Origin of the sequence: Methanoculleus sp. 10 (assembly GCF_913757945.1) — an archaeon.
In the GTDB taxonomy this organism is placed as follows: Archaea; Halobacteriota; Methanomicrobia; order Methanomicrobiales; family Methanoculleaceae; genus Methanoculleus.
Window position 1 is genome coordinate 190,127 of record NZ_CAJYDP010000004.1, and the last position, 16,183, is coordinate 206,309.

The 16,183-nt window shown below is 65.3% G+C and carries 18 protein-coding genes; 11 read left to right on the plus strand and 7 right to left on the minus strand.

All coding sequences use genetic code 11. The features are described from left to right. Positions 1-45: 45 nt before the first annotated feature. Both QZ408_RS06220 and QZ408_RS06225 read right to left on the minus strand, forming a co-directional pair. The gene (locus QZ408_RS06220; protein ID WP_292490361.1) at positions 46-231 is read right to left on the minus strand and encodes a 4-oxalocrotonate tautomerase family protein; all 186 of its coding nucleotides are present in this window, start codon (positions 229-231) and stop codon (positions 46-48) included. Between the two features lie 88 nt (positions 232-319). Further along, on the minus strand, positions 320-1,255 hold the full coding sequence (locus QZ408_RS06225) for a polyprenyl synthetase family protein (protein WP_292490362.1): 936 nt from the start codon (positions 1,253-1,255) through the stop codon (positions 320-322). 149 nt (positions 1,256-1,404) lie between these two features. Between QZ408_RS06225 and QZ408_RS06230 the strand changes: the two genes are divergently transcribed. The 4 genes from QZ408_RS06230 to QZ408_RS06245 all read left to right on the plus strand — a co-directional run bounded on the left by QZ408_RS06230 (position 1,405) and on the right by QZ408_RS06245 (position 4,450). Continuing rightward, positions 1,405-2,337, plus strand: coding sequence for a phosphotransferase (locus QZ408_RS06230; protein ID WP_292490364.1), 933 nt, complete (start codon positions 1,405-1,407; stop codon positions 2,335-2,337). Then, complete coding sequence (locus QZ408_RS06235; RefSeq protein WP_292490366.1) at positions 2,313-2,975, plus strand: HAD family hydrolase; 663 nt, start codon at positions 2,313-2,315, stop codon at positions 2,973-2,975. The genes QZ408_RS06230 and QZ408_RS06235 overlap by 25 nt, the downstream gene beginning before the upstream one ends. Positions 2,976-3,068: 93 nt before the next feature. Then, a complete protein-coding gene (locus tag QZ408_RS06240; RefSeq protein WP_292490367.1) occupies positions 3,069-3,656 on the plus strand; it encodes a transposase in 588 nt (195 codons plus the stop codon). Between the two features lie 53 nt (positions 3,657-3,709). Continuing rightward, positions 3,710-4,450 carry a hypothetical protein gene (locus tag QZ408_RS06245; RefSeq protein WP_292490368.1) on the plus strand — a complete coding sequence of 247 codons (741 nt, stop codon included), beginning with the start codon at positions 3,710-3,712 and terminating at the stop codon, positions 4,448-4,450. 33 nt (positions 4,451-4,483) lie between these two features. On the opposite strand, the gene QZ408_RS06250 is transcribed toward QZ408_RS06245, so the two are convergent. Both QZ408_RS06250 and QZ408_RS06255 read right to left on the minus strand, forming a co-directional pair. Beyond that, positions 4,484-5,308 carry a hypothetical protein gene (locus QZ408_RS06250; protein ID WP_292490369.1) on the minus strand — a complete coding sequence of 275 codons (825 nt, stop codon included), beginning with the start codon at positions 5,306-5,308 and terminating at the stop codon, positions 4,484-4,486. A gap of 42 nt (positions 5,309-5,350) precedes the next feature. After that, the gene (locus QZ408_RS06255; RefSeq protein WP_292490370.1) at positions 5,351-5,836 is read right to left on the minus strand and encodes a GTP-binding protein; all 486 of its coding nucleotides are present in this window, start codon (positions 5,834-5,836) and stop codon (positions 5,351-5,353) included. 261 nt (positions 5,837-6,097) lie between these two features. Between QZ408_RS06255 and QZ408_RS06260 the strand changes: the two genes are divergently transcribed. From QZ408_RS06260 to QZ408_RS06270, 3 genes are all read left to right on the plus strand, one after another. Then, positions 6,098-6,451, plus strand: a complete 354-nt coding sequence (locus QZ408_RS06260) for a hypothetical protein (protein ID WP_292490371.1) — start codon at positions 6,098-6,100, stop codon at positions 6,449-6,451. Between the two features lie 115 nt (positions 6,452-6,566). Then, on the plus strand, positions 6,567-7,097 hold the full coding sequence (locus QZ408_RS06265; protein ID WP_292490372.1) for a HEAT repeat domain-containing protein: 531 nt from the start codon (positions 6,567-6,569) through the stop codon (positions 7,095-7,097). A gap of 8 nt (positions 7,098-7,105) precedes the next feature. Beyond that, positions 7,106-9,940, plus strand: a complete 2,835-nt coding sequence (locus QZ408_RS06270; protein ID WP_292490373.1) for a M1 family metallopeptidase — start codon at positions 7,106-7,108, stop codon at positions 9,938-9,940. Here QZ408_RS06270 and QZ408_RS06275 read toward each other — a convergent pair whose 3' ends face one another. Beyond that, positions 9,941-10,780 (minus strand): MBL fold metallo-hydrolase, encoded by an 840-nt coding sequence (locus QZ408_RS06275; RefSeq protein ID WP_292490374.1) that lies wholly within the window; start codon positions 10,778-10,780, stop codon positions 9,941-9,943. A gap of 348 nt (positions 10,781-11,128) precedes the next feature. On the opposite strand from QZ408_RS06275, the gene QZ408_RS06280 reads away from it, so the two are divergent. Beyond that, positions 11,129-11,521: a hypothetical protein gene (locus QZ408_RS06280; RefSeq protein WP_292490375.1), complete on the plus strand. Its 393-nt coding sequence runs from the start codon at positions 11,129-11,131 to the stop codon at positions 11,519-11,521. A gap of 11 nt (positions 11,522-11,532) precedes the next feature. Here the strand turns inward: QZ408_RS06280 and QZ408_RS06285 are convergent, their stop codons facing one another. Together QZ408_RS06285 and QZ408_RS06290 are read right to left on the minus strand one after the other, a co-directional pair. Further along, positions 11,533-12,192, minus strand: a complete 660-nt coding sequence (locus QZ408_RS06285; protein WP_292490376.1) for a hypothetical protein — start codon at positions 12,190-12,192, stop codon at positions 11,533-11,535. Positions 12,193-12,282: 90 nt separating this feature from the next. Further along, the gene (locus QZ408_RS06290) at positions 12,283-12,483 is read right to left on the minus strand and encodes a hypothetical protein (RefSeq protein WP_292490377.1); all 201 of its coding nucleotides are present in this window, start codon (positions 12,481-12,483) and stop codon (positions 12,283-12,285) included. Positions 12,484-12,968: 485 nt separating this feature from the next. Here QZ408_RS06290 and QZ408_RS06295 point away from each other — a divergent pair, with 485 nt between their 5' ends. The 3 genes from QZ408_RS06295 to QZ408_RS06305 are packed head-to-tail and all read left to right on the plus strand — an operon-like array spanning position 12,969 to position 16,162. Further along, entirely contained in the window at positions 12,969-14,240 is a 1,272-nt protein-coding gene (locus QZ408_RS06295; RefSeq protein ID WP_292490378.1) for a CARDB domain-containing protein, read from the plus strand. Positions 14,241-14,245: 5 nt separating this feature from the next. Next, positions 14,246-15,448 (plus strand): FtsX-like permease family protein, encoded by a 1,203-nt coding sequence (locus QZ408_RS06300; protein WP_292490379.1) that lies wholly within the window; start codon positions 14,246-14,248, stop codon positions 15,446-15,448. Between the two features lie 3 nt (positions 15,449-15,451). Next, positions 15,452-16,162 (plus strand): ABC transporter ATP-binding protein, encoded by a 711-nt coding sequence (locus tag QZ408_RS06305; RefSeq protein ID WP_292490380.1) that lies wholly within the window; start codon positions 15,452-15,454, stop codon positions 16,160-16,162. Positions 16,163-16,183 lie beyond the last annotated feature (21 nt).

Below are 16,183 nucleotides of genomic sequence, written 5' to 3' on the forward strand. Positions count from 1 at the left end.
GAGGCATCGCCTGGGCGGCTACAAAAACGTTCGCTCGCCGCGGGATTACGACTCCGGGAGGAGCCTGCCCGCCCGCGCGATGTTCTCGGTCTCGAGTTCCTCGAAGAAGAGGGTGACACGCTCCGGATCGACGCCGAGCGTCCCCGTGATCGCCGCGGTGATCTCGGCGGCGAGTCTTCGTTTCTGCTCAAGTGTCCGTCCCTTTGCCATACGAATGGTTACGACCGGCATGTTGAAAGAGTGTGGGACGGGACGGTATTTATCTCTGCGGGGCTCGCGGGGCACGGACGGGAGACCCCATCCGTAAGGACGGAGTAGTTCACCGGTGCGCAAGAGCGTCGGGGCAGGCGACCCGAAACGTGGCGGTGCCGGGCGGCGGAACTCCCGTGATCGCGAGCCCCGCGATATCCCGGACCACCTGCTCGAAGGCCTCCTGCTCTTTGGGCGGCACCCGCTGCCGGGCCCCATCCCTGAGCCGGGCAGTTGCCCGGGCGACCTCCGCATCGAGCCTCGACGCCAGCGCCTGATCGGTCCCGTCCCCTCCGGGAGCGATGCCCAGGAGGAGGAGCGCCTCGGACCCGGCCCGGCGGCCCGGGACCCCTGCCGCGAGCGTGTGCAGGTCGGCGATGTCGTCGGCGATCTGCATCGCCTTCCCGACACAGAGGCCGAAGTCCGCGAACGCGGCGACGACGTCATCGCCCTCGCCCGCCGCCATGGCACCCCAGGCGGCCGCGAGCGAGAAGAGGCATCCCGTCTTTCTCGCGACGATCGCGTCATAGAGTTCAACCACCGGAAGTTCAGGCCCCCCAATCATCTCCCAGGCCACGCCCCGGGCCATGCTCTGCTGGGCCGACGCGAGCATTGCCACGTACCCGGCGCCGTAGGGGGCGGCGAGCGCGTACGGGAGGGCGAGTACCCCGACGGCGTCGAGGATCGCCCGCCCCTCCCCCCGGGTGAGGTGGTGGGAAGGGATCCCCCGCCGGACGGTGTCGCCGTCCAGCATGTCGTCGAGGATGAGGCTTGCGGCGTGGGCGAGTTCGACGGCACAGGCAAGGTCGAGCGCCCGGCGGGTGGGCGCCTTCCTGCAGGCGAGGGTCGCGTGGACGCGGAGGAGGAGCCCGGCCCGCATCCTCTTCCCCCGGAGGAGGAGCGGGACGACGCCGGGGTCGATCGCACTCCCCTCTCCCGCCACCTCCGCGATCCGCCGGTTGACGGCAGGTCTGACGCTCTCAAGGAACTCGCGAAACGGTATCATGGCTCGTTACTCCCCGGGGGGGCGCCGGTGCATCCCGTTAAGGTGCGCGGAACGTAAAAAGGTGTGGGTCGATCCCCCACGCAGGTATATTCATTACCGCTGCGGATCTCATGAGCCCTCACCGTGCCGAGGGAGGATGGGAAAGCCAGGTGAAGATTGAGAGAGAAGTGGGGTTTCTTGATCCCCACGATGCATTCAGGGGCTGGCTGGTCGGCGTCCTCGCCGACCGGCTGCCGGATCCTGACGGCGACGTCCGGGTCTACCGGATAGAACCCGCGTCGCACGTCGTCTGTCGGTATGAGTTTTCCGGCGGGGTCAGCGTGATCGGCAAGTTCTTCGGCGCGCCGACAGGCGCGAACTCCCGCTATGACCCCAGGAAAGCAATGAAGAACGAGTATTACCGGATACAGCGCGTATCCGGCTTGGTCCGCGTCCCCCATGCGCTCGCGGCGAAGAGCCGGTTTCATGCAGTCCTCGTGACCGATTACATCCCAGGCCCGACCATACGGGAACTCATCGCGGCGAAGGTCTCCCTCTACGACCACCTGACCGGCGTAGCGCACCTGCTCCGGCGGCTCCACGACAACACGCGGACCTCCTGCAACCGGGCACGTGAATTCTCCTATTTCCATAAGATGCTCGACCAGAACCAGCTCCCGGAACACCGAAGGGAGCGGTTCAACCACTTGCTCGGGGCCTGGTGGCACAGCCCGAGGATCAGACGAGACGAAGGGTGCATGGTTCACGGCGACGCCACGCCCGCAAACTACCTCGTCGGCAACGGTGTCTGGGCTATCGACTTCGAAGGCTCCCGGAACCACGCGCACCCCATCCGCGACCTCGGCATCCTCGCGGCGGAGCTCAAGGCGCCGCACGGGAACGGTTCCCGGGCCGAGGACTGGATCGGCCACCTGCTCTGGCACTACAGCAACGGCGAAGAGGAGTTCCGGCATTATACCCGCGATCTTCCGTTCTTCATGGCGCTCGGCTACCTCAGGATCGCCAGGTTGCCCTGGCGGGCAGCGGAACGCGACCGGCTGCTCCAGGAGGCAGAGGCATGTCTCGCCGCAGCCCCAGGGTAGCAGGAGTCCTCTTCGACTGCTATGGAACGCTCATCGATATCCTGACCGATGAGCGCGACATCGAAACCTACCGGTACCTCTCCCGGTGGCTCCTCTATCAAGGCGTCAAGATCTCGCCTGAATCCTTGCGGGAGTGCTACCCCCGGCGGGTGCAAGAGGCGGCCGACCGGGTCGGGGGGCGGCATCCGGAGGTGCGGGTCGAAGAGGTCTTCGCCGGCATCTGCGCCGAACACAGCGCCTGGGATGTCGATGCGGAACGGCTCGGGATCGAGACGGCTCGGACGTTCCGGGCCGCATCCCTCCGGCGCCTCGGTGTCATAGAGAAGAGCCGGAGACTGCTTGACCTCCTCGGGACGATGAAGACGGGTGTCGTCTCGAACGGGCAGCGGGTCTTCTCGGAGCAGGAACTGCGGGTGCTCGGCCTCTACGACCGCTTCGACGTCGTCGTCTTCTCCTCCGATCTCGGCTACCAGAAGCCCGACCCCCGGATATACACGGCGGCGCTCGAACAGATGGGGGTCCCGGCCTGCGGCGTCCTCTTCATCGGGGACGACCACGAAAACGACGTCGCGGCACCCCTGAGGCTCGGTATGCAGGCGTTGCATGTGGCGGAGGCCTGGAGGCGCTACGGAACCTGAAACGGCAGGCCCGGTGGCTATATGGTGTCCGGGCGACCAGTTTCTTCACATTGGTGCGGAAGCGCATGAGATCGAAAGCCCGGATACAGAGGGATGAGACCGGTTTCTGCCGATAGCCCGCCGCCCGACGGCTGGATCGGGGTCGACCTGAACACCACCGGTTACATCGCCGTCGTGGCCCACCCGGCGAGCGGAGGCGTGGTGATGCTCGGTGAGCAGCCGGAAGACGCCGGCATCCGGGAACGGGGCAGCAGCGCCGGAAAGCATAAGAAGCTCAAGGAGGCCCGGGACCGCGAAAGCAGCGTCAGGGGAGGCCTGAACCGGCGGATAGCAAGAGAGATCGTGAAGATGGCCCGGCACCTCCAGTGCGGCATCAAACTCGAGGACCTCTCTGGCGCGGGGTTTGCAGGAAGGCAGAAGCCGGGTGTCCCCCTCCCGTTCTCCCGGCGTGACGGGTCGTTTTACCACCTCCAGAACCTTGTCGAGGCACGGGCGCACGACGCCGGAGTCCCGGTCGTCCTCGTGGACCCGGCGCTCACATCCCGGTGCTGCAGCCGGTGCGGCGAGCGGGGTATCCGCAGGAGGAAGCAGTTTCTCTGCCCACACTGCGGGTACACCGATCACGCCGACGCGAACGCGGCGTTCAACATAGCGGCGGCGCCGGGTACCGGCCGCACGTAGCGAGGGGGCGGGTGGCGCTGGTTTTATAGGGGGTGGCGGGCATAGTCCTCACGATGAACAACTGGCGATGGCCGATCGCCTTCGGGGCAGGGCTTGTCATCCTCTCGGTCGCACTCTATGCCCTGCACTTCCTGATATTTCACGATCTCCATCATATCGGCATCTACACGCTCGCCGACATCGCGTTTCTCCCGATCGAGGTCCTCCTGGTGACGCTCGTCTTCCACCAGGTGCTCGCATCCCGCGACCGGCAGCAGAGGATGGAGAAACTGAACATGGTCATCGGGGCATTCTACTCGATGCTCGGGACGGAACTCCTGACCTACATCTCCAACAACGACCCGGACCTGGATGCGGTCCGGCCGCACCTGGTGGTCACCGACGCCTGGACTGATGAGACGTTTCGGGAGGTGGAAGAGCGGCTGAAGCGGCACCCCTGCCGCATCAGGATCGAGGAGGTCGACCTCGAGGCCGTCAAACGGTTTCTCGGGCCCCGCGAGGAGTTTCTCCTGAGGTTAATGGAGAACCAGGCGCTCCTTGAACACGAGGAGTTCACCGAACTCCTCCGGGCGATATTCCACTTCAATGAGGAACTGCAACGCCGGCCCGGTTTCTCCGGCCTCCCGGCGACCGACACGGCCCACCTCGCCCACGACCTCGAACGGATTTACGGCCTCCTGATCCGGGAGTGGCTGAGGTACATGCGCTACCTGCAGAAAAACTACCCGTACCTCTTCTCGTTTGCGATGCGGACAAATCCGTTCGACGAGACGGCATCGGCAATCGTCGGGTGAGAAGGGAGGGGGCCGGCGGCCCGCATCCCCCTGCTACGACAGTTGTGCCCGGATGTGCTGGACCGTCTCTGGGTACCGCTCCGGGAGCAGGCCTTTTTCGAGGTTCTCCCTCACGATCCACCGGATATCCGGATCGTCGAGGGTTGCAAGCTGCCGGAGGTATTCGAATCCTATCCCGGGGAGGGCGGCGACGACCGGGGCGAGCGTGGAGCCGAGCGCCGTCCTGAGCGCCAAAAACCCCTCCGACTCCCGTTCCCGCGCCGTATAGACACGGATCAGGATCTTCCGGTGGAGCTGGAGGGCGGCCGCCGCGATATCACGCTCACCGAGCAGGTCCGGATCGGCGATCCCTGCGGCCGCGGCGCGCATGGCAAGCCAGGACCCTCTTTCCACCCACCCGTCGAGCTCCGGAATCACAGCCTTCCGCTGCCGGGACAGGAGGTCCCGGACCCCCATCGCCACCGCTTCCCGGATCCGCCACCGGGGATCGGCGGAAGCCGCCACGAGGCGGGTGAATGCCGGCCCCGCGCACGCCGGCGACAGGGAGCCGATCGCCCCGACGCCCCTGATGCCGCAGAACGCAAGGAATTCGTGCGGGTCGCCTGTCGGTGCATCCTCCGGGGAGACGCCGGCGAGCCCGACGCAGAGGCTCCAGAGGATACGCTGGTCGTCGGGGTCGGCAGCCGCAAACTCCCGTACGGTCTCGGTGAACGCCCCGGCGAGCTCCCGGTTTGCCCGGGACCCGGGCAGGCCGCTCCCCGCGACCAGGCAGTCGAGAAGGTCCGCGGCGTTCCCGTTCGCGAGAAAGCCCGAGAGCAGCCGGGCAACATCCCTGATGTAAGTTTCTTTACGGGTCAAGATCTCAAGAATTCAACGACCCGCCGGCAGTAAAAATGATCGCTACCGGGCGGCCAGGGTTGCAACGAAGGCGTCGAGTGCCGCGTGGACGTTCTCGCCGCTCCGTGCCGAGATGGGATGCACCGTCTCTCCCGGAAGCTCCCGGCGGATGGCCTCGGGCACTGCGCCCGGGCAGTCGCACTTGTTCGCCATGAACGCGAGCGGCACCCCGAGGGCCTTCAACTGGTCGTAGAGGTGCCTCGTCATCGGGTCCACCCCGGTGGTCGCATCCACGACGATGATCGCGCCGTCCATCCCCCGCGAGAGGATCTGCCGGACGAACTCGAACCGCTCCTGCCCCGGTGTCCCGAAGAGGTAGACCGCCTGGTCCCTCACCTGCAGCCTGCCGAAATCGAAGGCGACGGTCGTGGAGCCTTCATCCGAGGCTGCTTCGATATGGCGGCTCCGGGGATCGAGCGCCTGGATGAGACTGGATTTGCCGGCGTTGAACGAACCGAACACAACGATCTTGAGCCTGCCTTCTGCCATCAGCCTTGTATTGGCCCCGGAATGGTTTAGACCTTCGCTATCGAGGGCGCCGCGGCGGGATGGAGGCGCACCCCGGGTTTTCCAGGAGATAGGTTGTTACCCCGCGGCCCGGGGGCGGCCACTCCGGAGGCACGGTCAGCCCCCGATCGCGCCGCGAGGTGCGAAAACCCCCATATCCCGAAGAGCCGGCTGCTCCCGGCCTGGACAGGGGATCTCCGCGCACTGATACGATGATATACCGGCACACCCAAGGTACCGGGTATGGGGTCGGAGGAGACGGATACCGTCGCGCAGGAGATCATGACCGCCCTGGACAACCTCATCCTTGCAGAGAAGCGTGCAAGGCTCCAGGTATCCGCCCTCGAGGAGCGGCAGTACGCCCTGGCCACGACGTTTCGGATGGTCAAGGAGATGGAGGTCGACAACGCCATCGAGGAGGCCCTGGCCGGGTTCGGGTTCGGCTACTACACCATCGACGACGATGCCGAACTCTGGATATCGGAAGAACACGGGCTGATGGTCTTCCTCTCGTTCACCGCCCCAGACGGGCGGTACTACAATTACAGGATCGTCGCCTTCGACGTCGTCGGCGAGGACGGGGAAGAGGGGGCGTAAGGATTACGGAGAACGGCACATCCGTAACCTGCATGAAGGGCGGGGTGTCGCACCAGGCATTATAATATACCAAAAATAACATTGGTGTCCGGCAGAAACGGGCGAAGGGATGGAGATGGAACGTTCGATAAAACGCCTCATGGAAGATAGGGAGAAGCGACGCGAGGAGAACATCGGCAAATACATCGAGCAGCTCTCGGACGAGAGCACGCCCTACCGGCTGCGGGCTGCCGAGGCGCTCGGGGGATGCGCCGACGCCCGGGCGGTCGAACCGCTGATCGCCGCCCTGCACGACCTGGAGAACGAGGTCCGCTGGGTTGCGGCGCAGGCGCTCGGGAAACTCCGCGACGTACGGGCCGTCGAGGCACTGCTCCCCCTCCTCGCCGACCCCGACCGGTGGGTGCGGCGCGGCGCTGCCTGGTCGCTCGGCGAGATCGGCGACCCCCGTGCGGTTGAACCGCTGCTCCCCCTCCTTACGGACAGAAAGAAGGATGTCAGGGTGGCCGCCGCCGACGCGCTCGGGAAACTCCGCGACGCACGGGCGGCCGGCCCTCTCGCCGCCGCGCTCGAGGGAGAGGAGGAGCCGGAGGTCAGGACGGCTATCCGCCGTGCGCTCCACGAGATCACCGGCGAAACCGGGTTCTGACGCCGGGCATGAGGCTCTTTCGCTACTACCCGGAGGACTTCGGGGCGCTCACCGTGAAGGTCGTCCACATGGACCTCACCTTCGACGTCTACGACGACCACACGCGGGTCGTCTCGGCCCTCACCGCCGAGACCCTTGATGCGCCGCTCGCATCCCTCGCCCTGAACGCCCGCGACCTGGATATTCTCGAGGTTGCCTGCGACGGGCACGCAGTCGCCTCTACCTACAACCGCGGCGCCGCGACCCTCACTGTCACCTTCGACCCTCCCGTCCCGCCACGGACCCGGTTCACCCTCAACACCGAGACGATCTGCCGCCCGAGCAGCCACGTCCTCGAAGGACTCTACTACGACGGGTCCTGCCCCGCAGGATCGCCCGTCCAGATCACCCAGTGCCAGCAGTGGGGGTTCCAGCGGCTGGTCCCCTGCCTCGACGACATGACGGCGAAATGCACCTACACGACGGCGATCATCGCGGACGACGGGTATACGAACATCCTCTCAAACGGCGACCCGGGAGGGCCGCGCTACTCCCTCGGGCCCGGCCGTTCCGTCCAGGAGTACCGCAACACCACGACCCCGATGGCCCCCTATCTCTTCTTCCTCGGCGTGGGGTGCTACGACACCTGCCGGCGGGAGTTCGAGTACCCCGACGGCCGGACGTTCACCCTCGAACTCCTTGCGAAACCCGGCTCCGACCCGACGGCCGCAGAACGCGCGCTCGAGATCCTTGCGGACGCGGTGATGTGGGTCCACCTCTTCACCGGCCCGGAACAGTACCGCAACCGGGAAACCCGGCAGGAGATCTGGCGACTCACCCGGGTGCGGGACGCGGCGAAGCGAACCGGGGACCAAAAAACCCTCGCAGGAACCAGGGAAGCACTTACCGGGCTCCTTGCAACCGTCACCCCGGGTTACGCCTACACGGGATCGGTCTACCGGGAGATCGCCATGCAGAACTCCGACTTCGGCGGCATGGAGAACGTCGGGAACACAACGATCGCCGCAAACCGCATCATGCCCTACCCGGAGGCGACCGATCCGGCCTTCGAGTACATGGTCAGGGTGAAGGTCCACGAGTATTACCATAACCTGAACGGCTCTGAAGTGACGGGGAGGAGCCCGTTTGAGATCTGGTTGAACGAGGCGGTGACGGTCCATATCGAGAACCAGCACCACGCGTTCTTCTTCGGCGAGGCCTACTCCCGCCTCCAGACCGTGCTCGACCTCCTCGACCCCGGGGCCGGCACGCTCGTCCTCGATCGGGGCGCGGGCTCGATGCCGATCGAGCCGGACGGCTTTGACGACCCAAACGACCTGATCACGGGCGTCACCTACGTGAAAGCCCCCGAGTTCGTCAGGATGATCGAGACGCTGACGGGAAAGGAGACGTTTGCAGAGGGACTCGCCCTCTACCACGACCGGTTCCGGCACGCGAACGCCTCCCGCGACGACTGGATCCGCTGCATGGAGGAGGTCTCGGGGGAGGACTTCTCAAGGATGGCGGCGGTCTGGCTGAAGGAGAAGGAGTACCCGGTCGTCACTGTGACCCCCTCTTACGAGCCGGCGGCCCGGCGGTTCACCCTCACCTATCGCCAGAGCCGCTCGCCCGGCGGCCGCCTCTGGGAGTTCCCGTTCCGGTTCGCGCTCGTCGACGCCGACGGCCAAGAGATCGCGGAGCGGATCATCCGCGTCAAGGATGAGGAGGGCGAGGTCGTCCTCGACGGCGTCGATCGGCCCGCGTACCTCTCGCTCAACCGCGGCCACTCCTTCTACGGGAAGGTGGTCTATCGGCCGCCAGAGGACGAACTCTACCTCCAGGCAATGAAGGATGCCGACATCGTCGGCCGTTTCACCGCGTTTAACGCGCTCGCCGGCCGGGAGATGCTCCGTCTCCTCGAGGATCCGGACGCGGCCGTCTCGGGCCGGATCATTGACCTCTGCGCCGGCCTCCTCGCCGACGACCACCTCATGGAGGAGGCGGGCGGTCAGTTCCTGACCATCTTCCCGGCGGTGGACGACGAGCGGTTTGCCCACCACTACCGCGCCCTCTACGACGCGAGAAAGAAGATCCTTGCCGCCGTCGGCGCACGGCACACGGACACCCTCCTCTCGGTCTACCGGCGGGCGGCGGCGCGCGTCAGGGGCGGGGCCGGGTACCTGGAGGACGAAGCCAGAGCGATCCGGCGGCGGCAGAGGAGGAATGCATGCCTCGAGATCCTCGCCGCCTGCGACACCCCGGAGGTCCACCGCCTGATCGCCGGGCAGTTCCGTGAGGCCGCGGCCGCAACCGACCGCCTCGCCGCGTTTGGGCTGATCCTCGAGAGCAGCGCCCCGGAGCGCCTGGATATCCTTCGGGCGTTCTGTGCCGAATCGGCGAAAAGCCCGGTAGCGTGGGAGTCCTTCCTCGCCGTGGTCGCCGGGAGCGACTGCGACGACCTTGTAGAGATCCTCCGCAGGATCGAATCCTCCCCCGCCTTCACGGTCGAGCAGGCCGGCGAGCAGCGGGCACTCTACGGGCGGTTCGCGCTGAACAGGAAACGGTCGCTTGAGACGGAAGAGGGGCGGGCCTACCTTGCGGAGGTCCTCCGGCGGCTCGCCCGGGTGAACGAGTACAGCACCGTCCGGGCTCTCGACGCGTTCGCGTTCATCGACGCGATGGAGCCCCGCCATCGGGCGCCGGCGGCAGGCGTGCTCGCAGACCTCCTCGCCTCGCTCGACCCGGATGCGCACCCGGCCGTCTACAACAACGCCCGCCGCTTCCTCCTCGGTGCCCCGGCGGCCGTCCGGGCCTACGAGGCGGAGCACGGGGCGATCCCGGCGCTCCGGGGACCCGCGCCCTGATCAGCCGTACTCAAGGTGCAGCCCGACGCCCGTCTCGCGGACGTCCGCGACCCTCGAGAGCGCAATCTTCGCCGCAAGACCCGTGCAGTGGCAGGGGTGGAGGACCGCCGGCCGCACCTCCGAGAAATAGTCGACGACTCCCTGCATCTCTCCCGGCGAGGGGTCGAGGAGGTGGAACCCGCCGATGATGTCGGCGATCCGGTCTTCGTCACAGACTTCGCGTGCCTGCTCGACGATCGAGCAGATACCCGCGTGAGAGCACCCCGTTATGATGACGAGCCCCGCAGGCGTCCTGCAGGCGAGCGCCGTATCATCGGCGACGGTGTCGTCCCGGATACCGTCGGGCGTGTAGATGTAGCCGCCTGAAGGCGCCTGCTCGAACTCGAACCGGCGCTCGATCTCGCCGAGGAAGACCAGGTTCTCGGTCAGCCAGAGGGGGGCCGCCGTGAGGAGAACCTTCCCGTGCCGGAAGAGTTCCTCGACTGAGAGGTGGCACCCGATCTCCCCCGCGCCGCCGAGGCTCCGGGTGAGGAATGCGTCGGGATGGGCGATGAACGTGGGCTCGATCCGCTCGCGCCCTTCGATGATGGCCTCGGTGTGGAGCCGGAGCAGCGCATCGAGACCCCAGGTGTGGTCAAGATGGCCGTGCGAGAGGACGATCTCCCCAACGCGGAGGAGATCGATCCCCATCTTCCTTGCGTTGGCGACGACGATGCCCGAGTAGCCGGCATCGAAGAGGACACGTGTTGCACCGTCTTCAAGGTAGATCGAGAGTCCGGGTTCCGCGAGGAAGTAACGGTCGGTGAGCGTGGCGTTGTCCACGAGGACCGTCAGCCTCATACGCACCGCCCGTCCGGGGTCTCACCGATCGTCGCCGGCATCCCGGGAGCAGCGGGGAGAAGAAGGCGCCGGAACGCCGCTCGGGCTGTGAACGGATCCATGCAGATACTGGGAACGTCGCGGTTAAGAAGGTTTCCCGGCGGCGAAATCGCTCCGGGAACTCTCCCGGGCGCCCGGTTCACGGGCGGGAACCCGGGGCGGGCCGCCGGGAGGAACCTTGTGAAGGCTGTGGCCCGGAGAAACCCGGGGCCGTCACCCCCCGGACGGCAGCCACACCCGGTGCCGCTTCCGGTGCGGGCCGGAGGAAAGAAGTCATCGCCCGTGAAACCACTCTTCTGGAGTGATACCATGATGGAAGCATGGGATGCAGTCTTCTCCCCGGGAAGACGGGAAGAACTCGGATCGCTCGGGCTTGCCGCAGGATTACGGCTCCCGCTCGACCGCCTTATGGAACTGCAGGAACGCCACGCGTTTGAAGCCATCCTCTACTTCGATGAGGACCTCGCCCGGAACTCGACGCTCGATGCGGACTATGCGGATTTCCGGATCGTACCGGCGCAGGCCCGGCCGTTCATGCCGCTTTCGATGTTTCTGCGGATGATAAAGGAGCGGGACCCGGAGTTCGCCCGACGAATGCAGGAAGAGTCCCTCAAGGTCGAGATCCTTGAGACCGGGACGATCGACCGCTACTCCGGGTGCGTCCACTGTACCAAGGAGTACGTCAAGGCGCTGCTGTTGTAGCCGGCCTTCTCTCACCGGGCCGTCCTCCCGTGAGCGGTGAAGACGCCGGTCCCGAGGCCGAACCCGGCGATGACCTGCCGGCAGGTGCAGTGACTGCCCAGGCGGCAGATGGCGGCCTTCGTCACCTCGAACCTGACGGGGAGATCGATCCCGGGGAGCAACCCGGGAAGGTCGCCGAACCCGAGCGTGATGTGCGGGGAGTAGCGCTCATACGCGGATGTCTTCTGGAACCGGAGGAGGCAGTCGATGGAGGGCGCGGGCGCTTCCGAAAAGAAGATCGGGGGCCCGACCGGAAGCGCCGTATACGGCTTTAAGGCGTTCATCACGGTCTTGTGGAAGAGCGCGAGGATCTCCGAGCGCAGGATATGAAAGACGGAGACGGTTTCCCCCGTGCTTGAGCGGTGTTTTGCGACGGCGTCGATGGTCATGGTCATGGGAGAGCACTGCCGGGCAATCCGGTCCACCTTCGCGATGATCTCAGGGATATCCCCGCGCCTCGCCGGGAGCATCGCGACCGAGACGTGCGGGAAGCAGTCCTCTCCACCGAGGCGTATCTCCCCGCCCGGGTTGCCGGCAAGCAGGGTCCGGTTCGCGCTGATCGCCATCTCCATGATCGGCCCGGGCGGCAGGAGGACGATGTCGATGGCAACCGTATCGGGAACTTCGTGCATGGGGCCGAACAGGTGGCAGGGATAAAAAAAGGTTTTCCCGGGGGATCGGCAGCTGCAACCACGATCTCGCCGGTTCGCGCCGGGCGCCGATCACCATTTCACGCCAAAAATCGGCTCCTCCTCGACGATATTGGTGATCCTCCTGACGCTTGCCTCCATCGGGACATCCTCTCCGCTGTTCAGGGACTGTTTCAGTTGCTCAAGACCGGCAGCCACCGAATCATCCTTCGACCGGACACCGCTCACCGTCACCCTGAACGTCAGCGTCACCAGCCACTGGGTCATCTCCATCTCCTCTCCTCTCCTTGTAATGTGGACGGAGTATACCACCAGAGGACATAAAGGCAGCTTGCGGCCGGAGGACTTCCGGCCGCCGTGGATCGCCTCTCTCATGCGCTTCCTCCCCCGCATACCCATCGGGCCTGATGATGAGCGCCCCTCCCTGCACAGGAAAAAAAGCTGGAGAACCATTAGATGAGAACGGAGAGGCAGTACGGCTGCGGTGTATCCGGACCGTGACGTTGTTTAGGGAGGTATAGAGCGTTGGAGCGTGAGCGAAAACACGTGTCGCGACCTGCCTGATCAATCCGCCCGGTACTATCTCCCCCGTATCCCGGGTGTATTATACACATGAAACCATAAAAATATTTTTGGGTGAATACCCTCATCGCACTGCAGTATCATCCCGAGACCGGCGGGGAGTACCCGTGCACAACAGATATATACAGGCACCCGGGACTCTGGAGCTCAAAAGAACCGCACCAGGGAGAGGAGAGATGGTCCGGAAACCCGCGACTGCCCCCGGCAGGGGCATGGGGAGGCGCACGCTGGGCTGCGTGCCCGGCATGTTCATCGTAATTCTGGTGCTCATCCCGGCAGCGGCGGCGGCAGTTGCCCCGACGGTGATCGTCTCCAACTACACCGTCACCCCCGCCGTCCTGATGCCCGGGGATGAAGGGACGATCACGGTGGTGCTCACGAGCACGGCGTCCGCAGCCACGGGGTCGGGGCTCAACGTCCGGGTGGATGCCGGAGGAGTAAACACCACCCAGGAGATGCCGGGCAACGCCTACATCGAGAACGTGCTCTTAAACGGCAAAGGGCTTGAAGTCCGGACCGGCAGTTTCCAGGATATCGGCGAGATCGGCCCGGGCCAGTCCTTCCCGCTCACGTTCCAGATACGCGCTCCGGGGGAGGAGGGCATCTATTTCCCGGAGGTCTGGGTCAGTGTGCGGGGTGCGACCGGCGTGAAGTACCCCATACCGGTGAACGTCAACTCGGCATACGCCCTGGTCAAGAAACCCTCGCTCCGGGTGGAGAGGACCGTCCCGGCATCCGTCGACCCGGGCGACTCCTTCAACGTCACCCTCACGCTCCACAACGATGGGCAGGCGAGCGCAAGCGAGGTCTCAGTCGGCATCAACGCAACCTCCGATTCGATCACCCCGAAGAGCGCGGAGAACTACTACATCCCCGAACTCCGACCGGGAGAGGAGGCGGTCCTGAACCTGTCCTTTGAGACCGACACCAGCGCACCGCTCGGGCTTGAACCGGTCGTCGTCACCATCGACTACCGGAGCGCCGATCTTGCGGCGTTCCGGCAGGTGGCGACGATCGGCATCCCCATCGTCGGCCGTGCCGAGATGAGCGTCGCCTCCATCAGGACCGAACCCTCCCGGGTCACCGCCGGAACCCCCGTGGACCTGACGATCCGGATAGAGAACACCGGGACGGCGGATGCAACATCGGTCCGGGCGACCATCGAAGGCCTCGCGCTCCCGGGGACGAAAGAGGCGTTCCTCGGTACGATAGAGCCCGGCAACGATGGTCCCGCGGTATTCAGCCTGCAGGCCGGCCAGGAGGGGGATTACCCCTATACCCTCACCATCCAGTATACCGACGATTACGGGGCGCACACAACCGAGCAGGCCCTGAACCTTGTCGTTGCAGAATCAAACTCGGTCCCGACCCTGGTCATCGCGGCGGTCGTCCTCGTCGTCGTCATCGCGGCCGCGTTCTACTGGTACCGGAGACGAAAGGAGGAGTGACCGCCATGTTTTCGGGCCTCCAGGTCTCCGCGTTCCTTGCCTGGAAGTCCATACAGCGCGGGAGCAAGGGGACGCTCGCCCTCACGATCATGATCATCGCCCTCATCTTCGTGAACCTGATCTTTCTGCCGTCGATCATCTCCGGGGTTGTCGAGAATTTCAACACCCAGTCGATCGACTTCGATATCGGGAACCTCATCATCGAACCCAGGGAAGGAAGCCAGTACATCGAGAACGTGACCAGCCTCCAGAAGAAGGTCGAGCGGATCCCCGGGATCGCCGGGACATCGCCCCGGATAGTCGCCGGGGTGACCTACTTCTACAAGGGGCGCAACGCCGCAAGCACCCTCTACGGCATAACGCCGGAGGATGAGCGGTCGGTGACGAAGATCGCCGACCACATGCTCGCAGGAGAGTTCCTCTCGAACGGGGATACCAATGCAATCATCATGGGCACGACGCTCGCGGGGGAGGAAGGCGAAGAGGCGGGCGGCCTCCCCTCGCTCCAGGGGGTCGTGGTCGGCGATTCGGTGGAGGTGGCCTACCCGAACGGGGAGGTGCGGACCTACCGGGTGAAGGGGATCTACGAGACCCAGTCCTTCAACGTCGACACGGCGGCCTTCGTCACCGGCCGCGAGATGAGCGGGGTGCTCGGGCTCAACGACCAGGCCTCGGCGATCCTGGTGAAGACCGATGTCAACGGCAGAGAAGAGGAGTACAAGACAGAACTCCTCTCTTACGGCATCCAGGAAGAGGTCCGGACGTACCGGGAGAAGGCGGCCGGGTTCGTCGACCAGGCGGTCCAGAGTTTCAACATCATCAACACCATCTCCACTCTGGTCAGCCTGATCATCGCTATCGTCGTCGTCTTCATCGTGATCTTCATCAACACCGTGAACCGGCGGCGGCAGATCGGGATCCTGAAAGCGATCGGTATCGACCAGGGGATCATCATCAACTCCTACGTCCTCCAGGTGCTCTTTATCACCGCCGTCGGGGCGCTGGCCGGGATGGCTCTCGCCGCCGGCGTGACGACCTACCTGACCGCCTACCCGCTCGTCTTCCCCGGCGGCCCGGTCTACCCGGTCGTGGAGGCGCCGGCTGTCCTCCGGAGCATCGCAAGCCTCTTTGCGGTCTCGGTGGTGGCAGGTTACATCCCCGCGTGGCAGATCGCCCGCGAGGATATCCTCACAGCAATCAGGGGGTGAACCATGATCGTCGCAGAGAATCTCACCAGGGTCTACACTATGGGCAGGGTGGAGGTCCGCGCCCTCCGCGGCGTCTCGCTTGAGGTCGAGAAAGGCGAGTTCGTCGGTATCATGGGGGCGAGCGGCAGCGGCAAATCGACGCTCCTTCACATCCTCGGGCTCCTCGACCGCCCCACCTCTGGCAGGGTCACGGTCGACGGGACCGACGTCCTTGCCCTCTCCGACCACCAGCGGACCCTCTTCCGGCTGAACCGGCTCGGCTACGTCTTTCAGGACTACGCCCTCATCGGGGAGCTCACGGCCCTTGAGAACGTCTACTTAACGTCGCTCGTCAGGGGGGCTCCAAGGGAGGAGTACCTCAGGAGGAGTGCCGGGATCCTCGAGCGGGTGGGCCTTGCCGACCGGATGGACCACCGGCAGAGCGAACTCTCGGGCGGGGAACAGCAGCGGGTGGCGATCGCCCGGGCGCTCGTGAACAACCCGAGCATCCTGCTCGCCGATGAACCCTGCGCGAACCTCGACAGCCAGACGTCGAAGAGCATCCTCGACCTCTTTGCACGGTTAAACGAGGACCTTGACCAGACGATCGTGATGGTCTCGCACGAGGAGTGGCACAAGGAGTACTTCTGCCGGGTCGTCACCCTGCGGGACGGGCTGATCGGGGATATGGCGGAGTGCAGGAAGGAGAGGCCGCCCCCGGGCCGGACGGCCTGACTCGATCATCGCCGTATACTG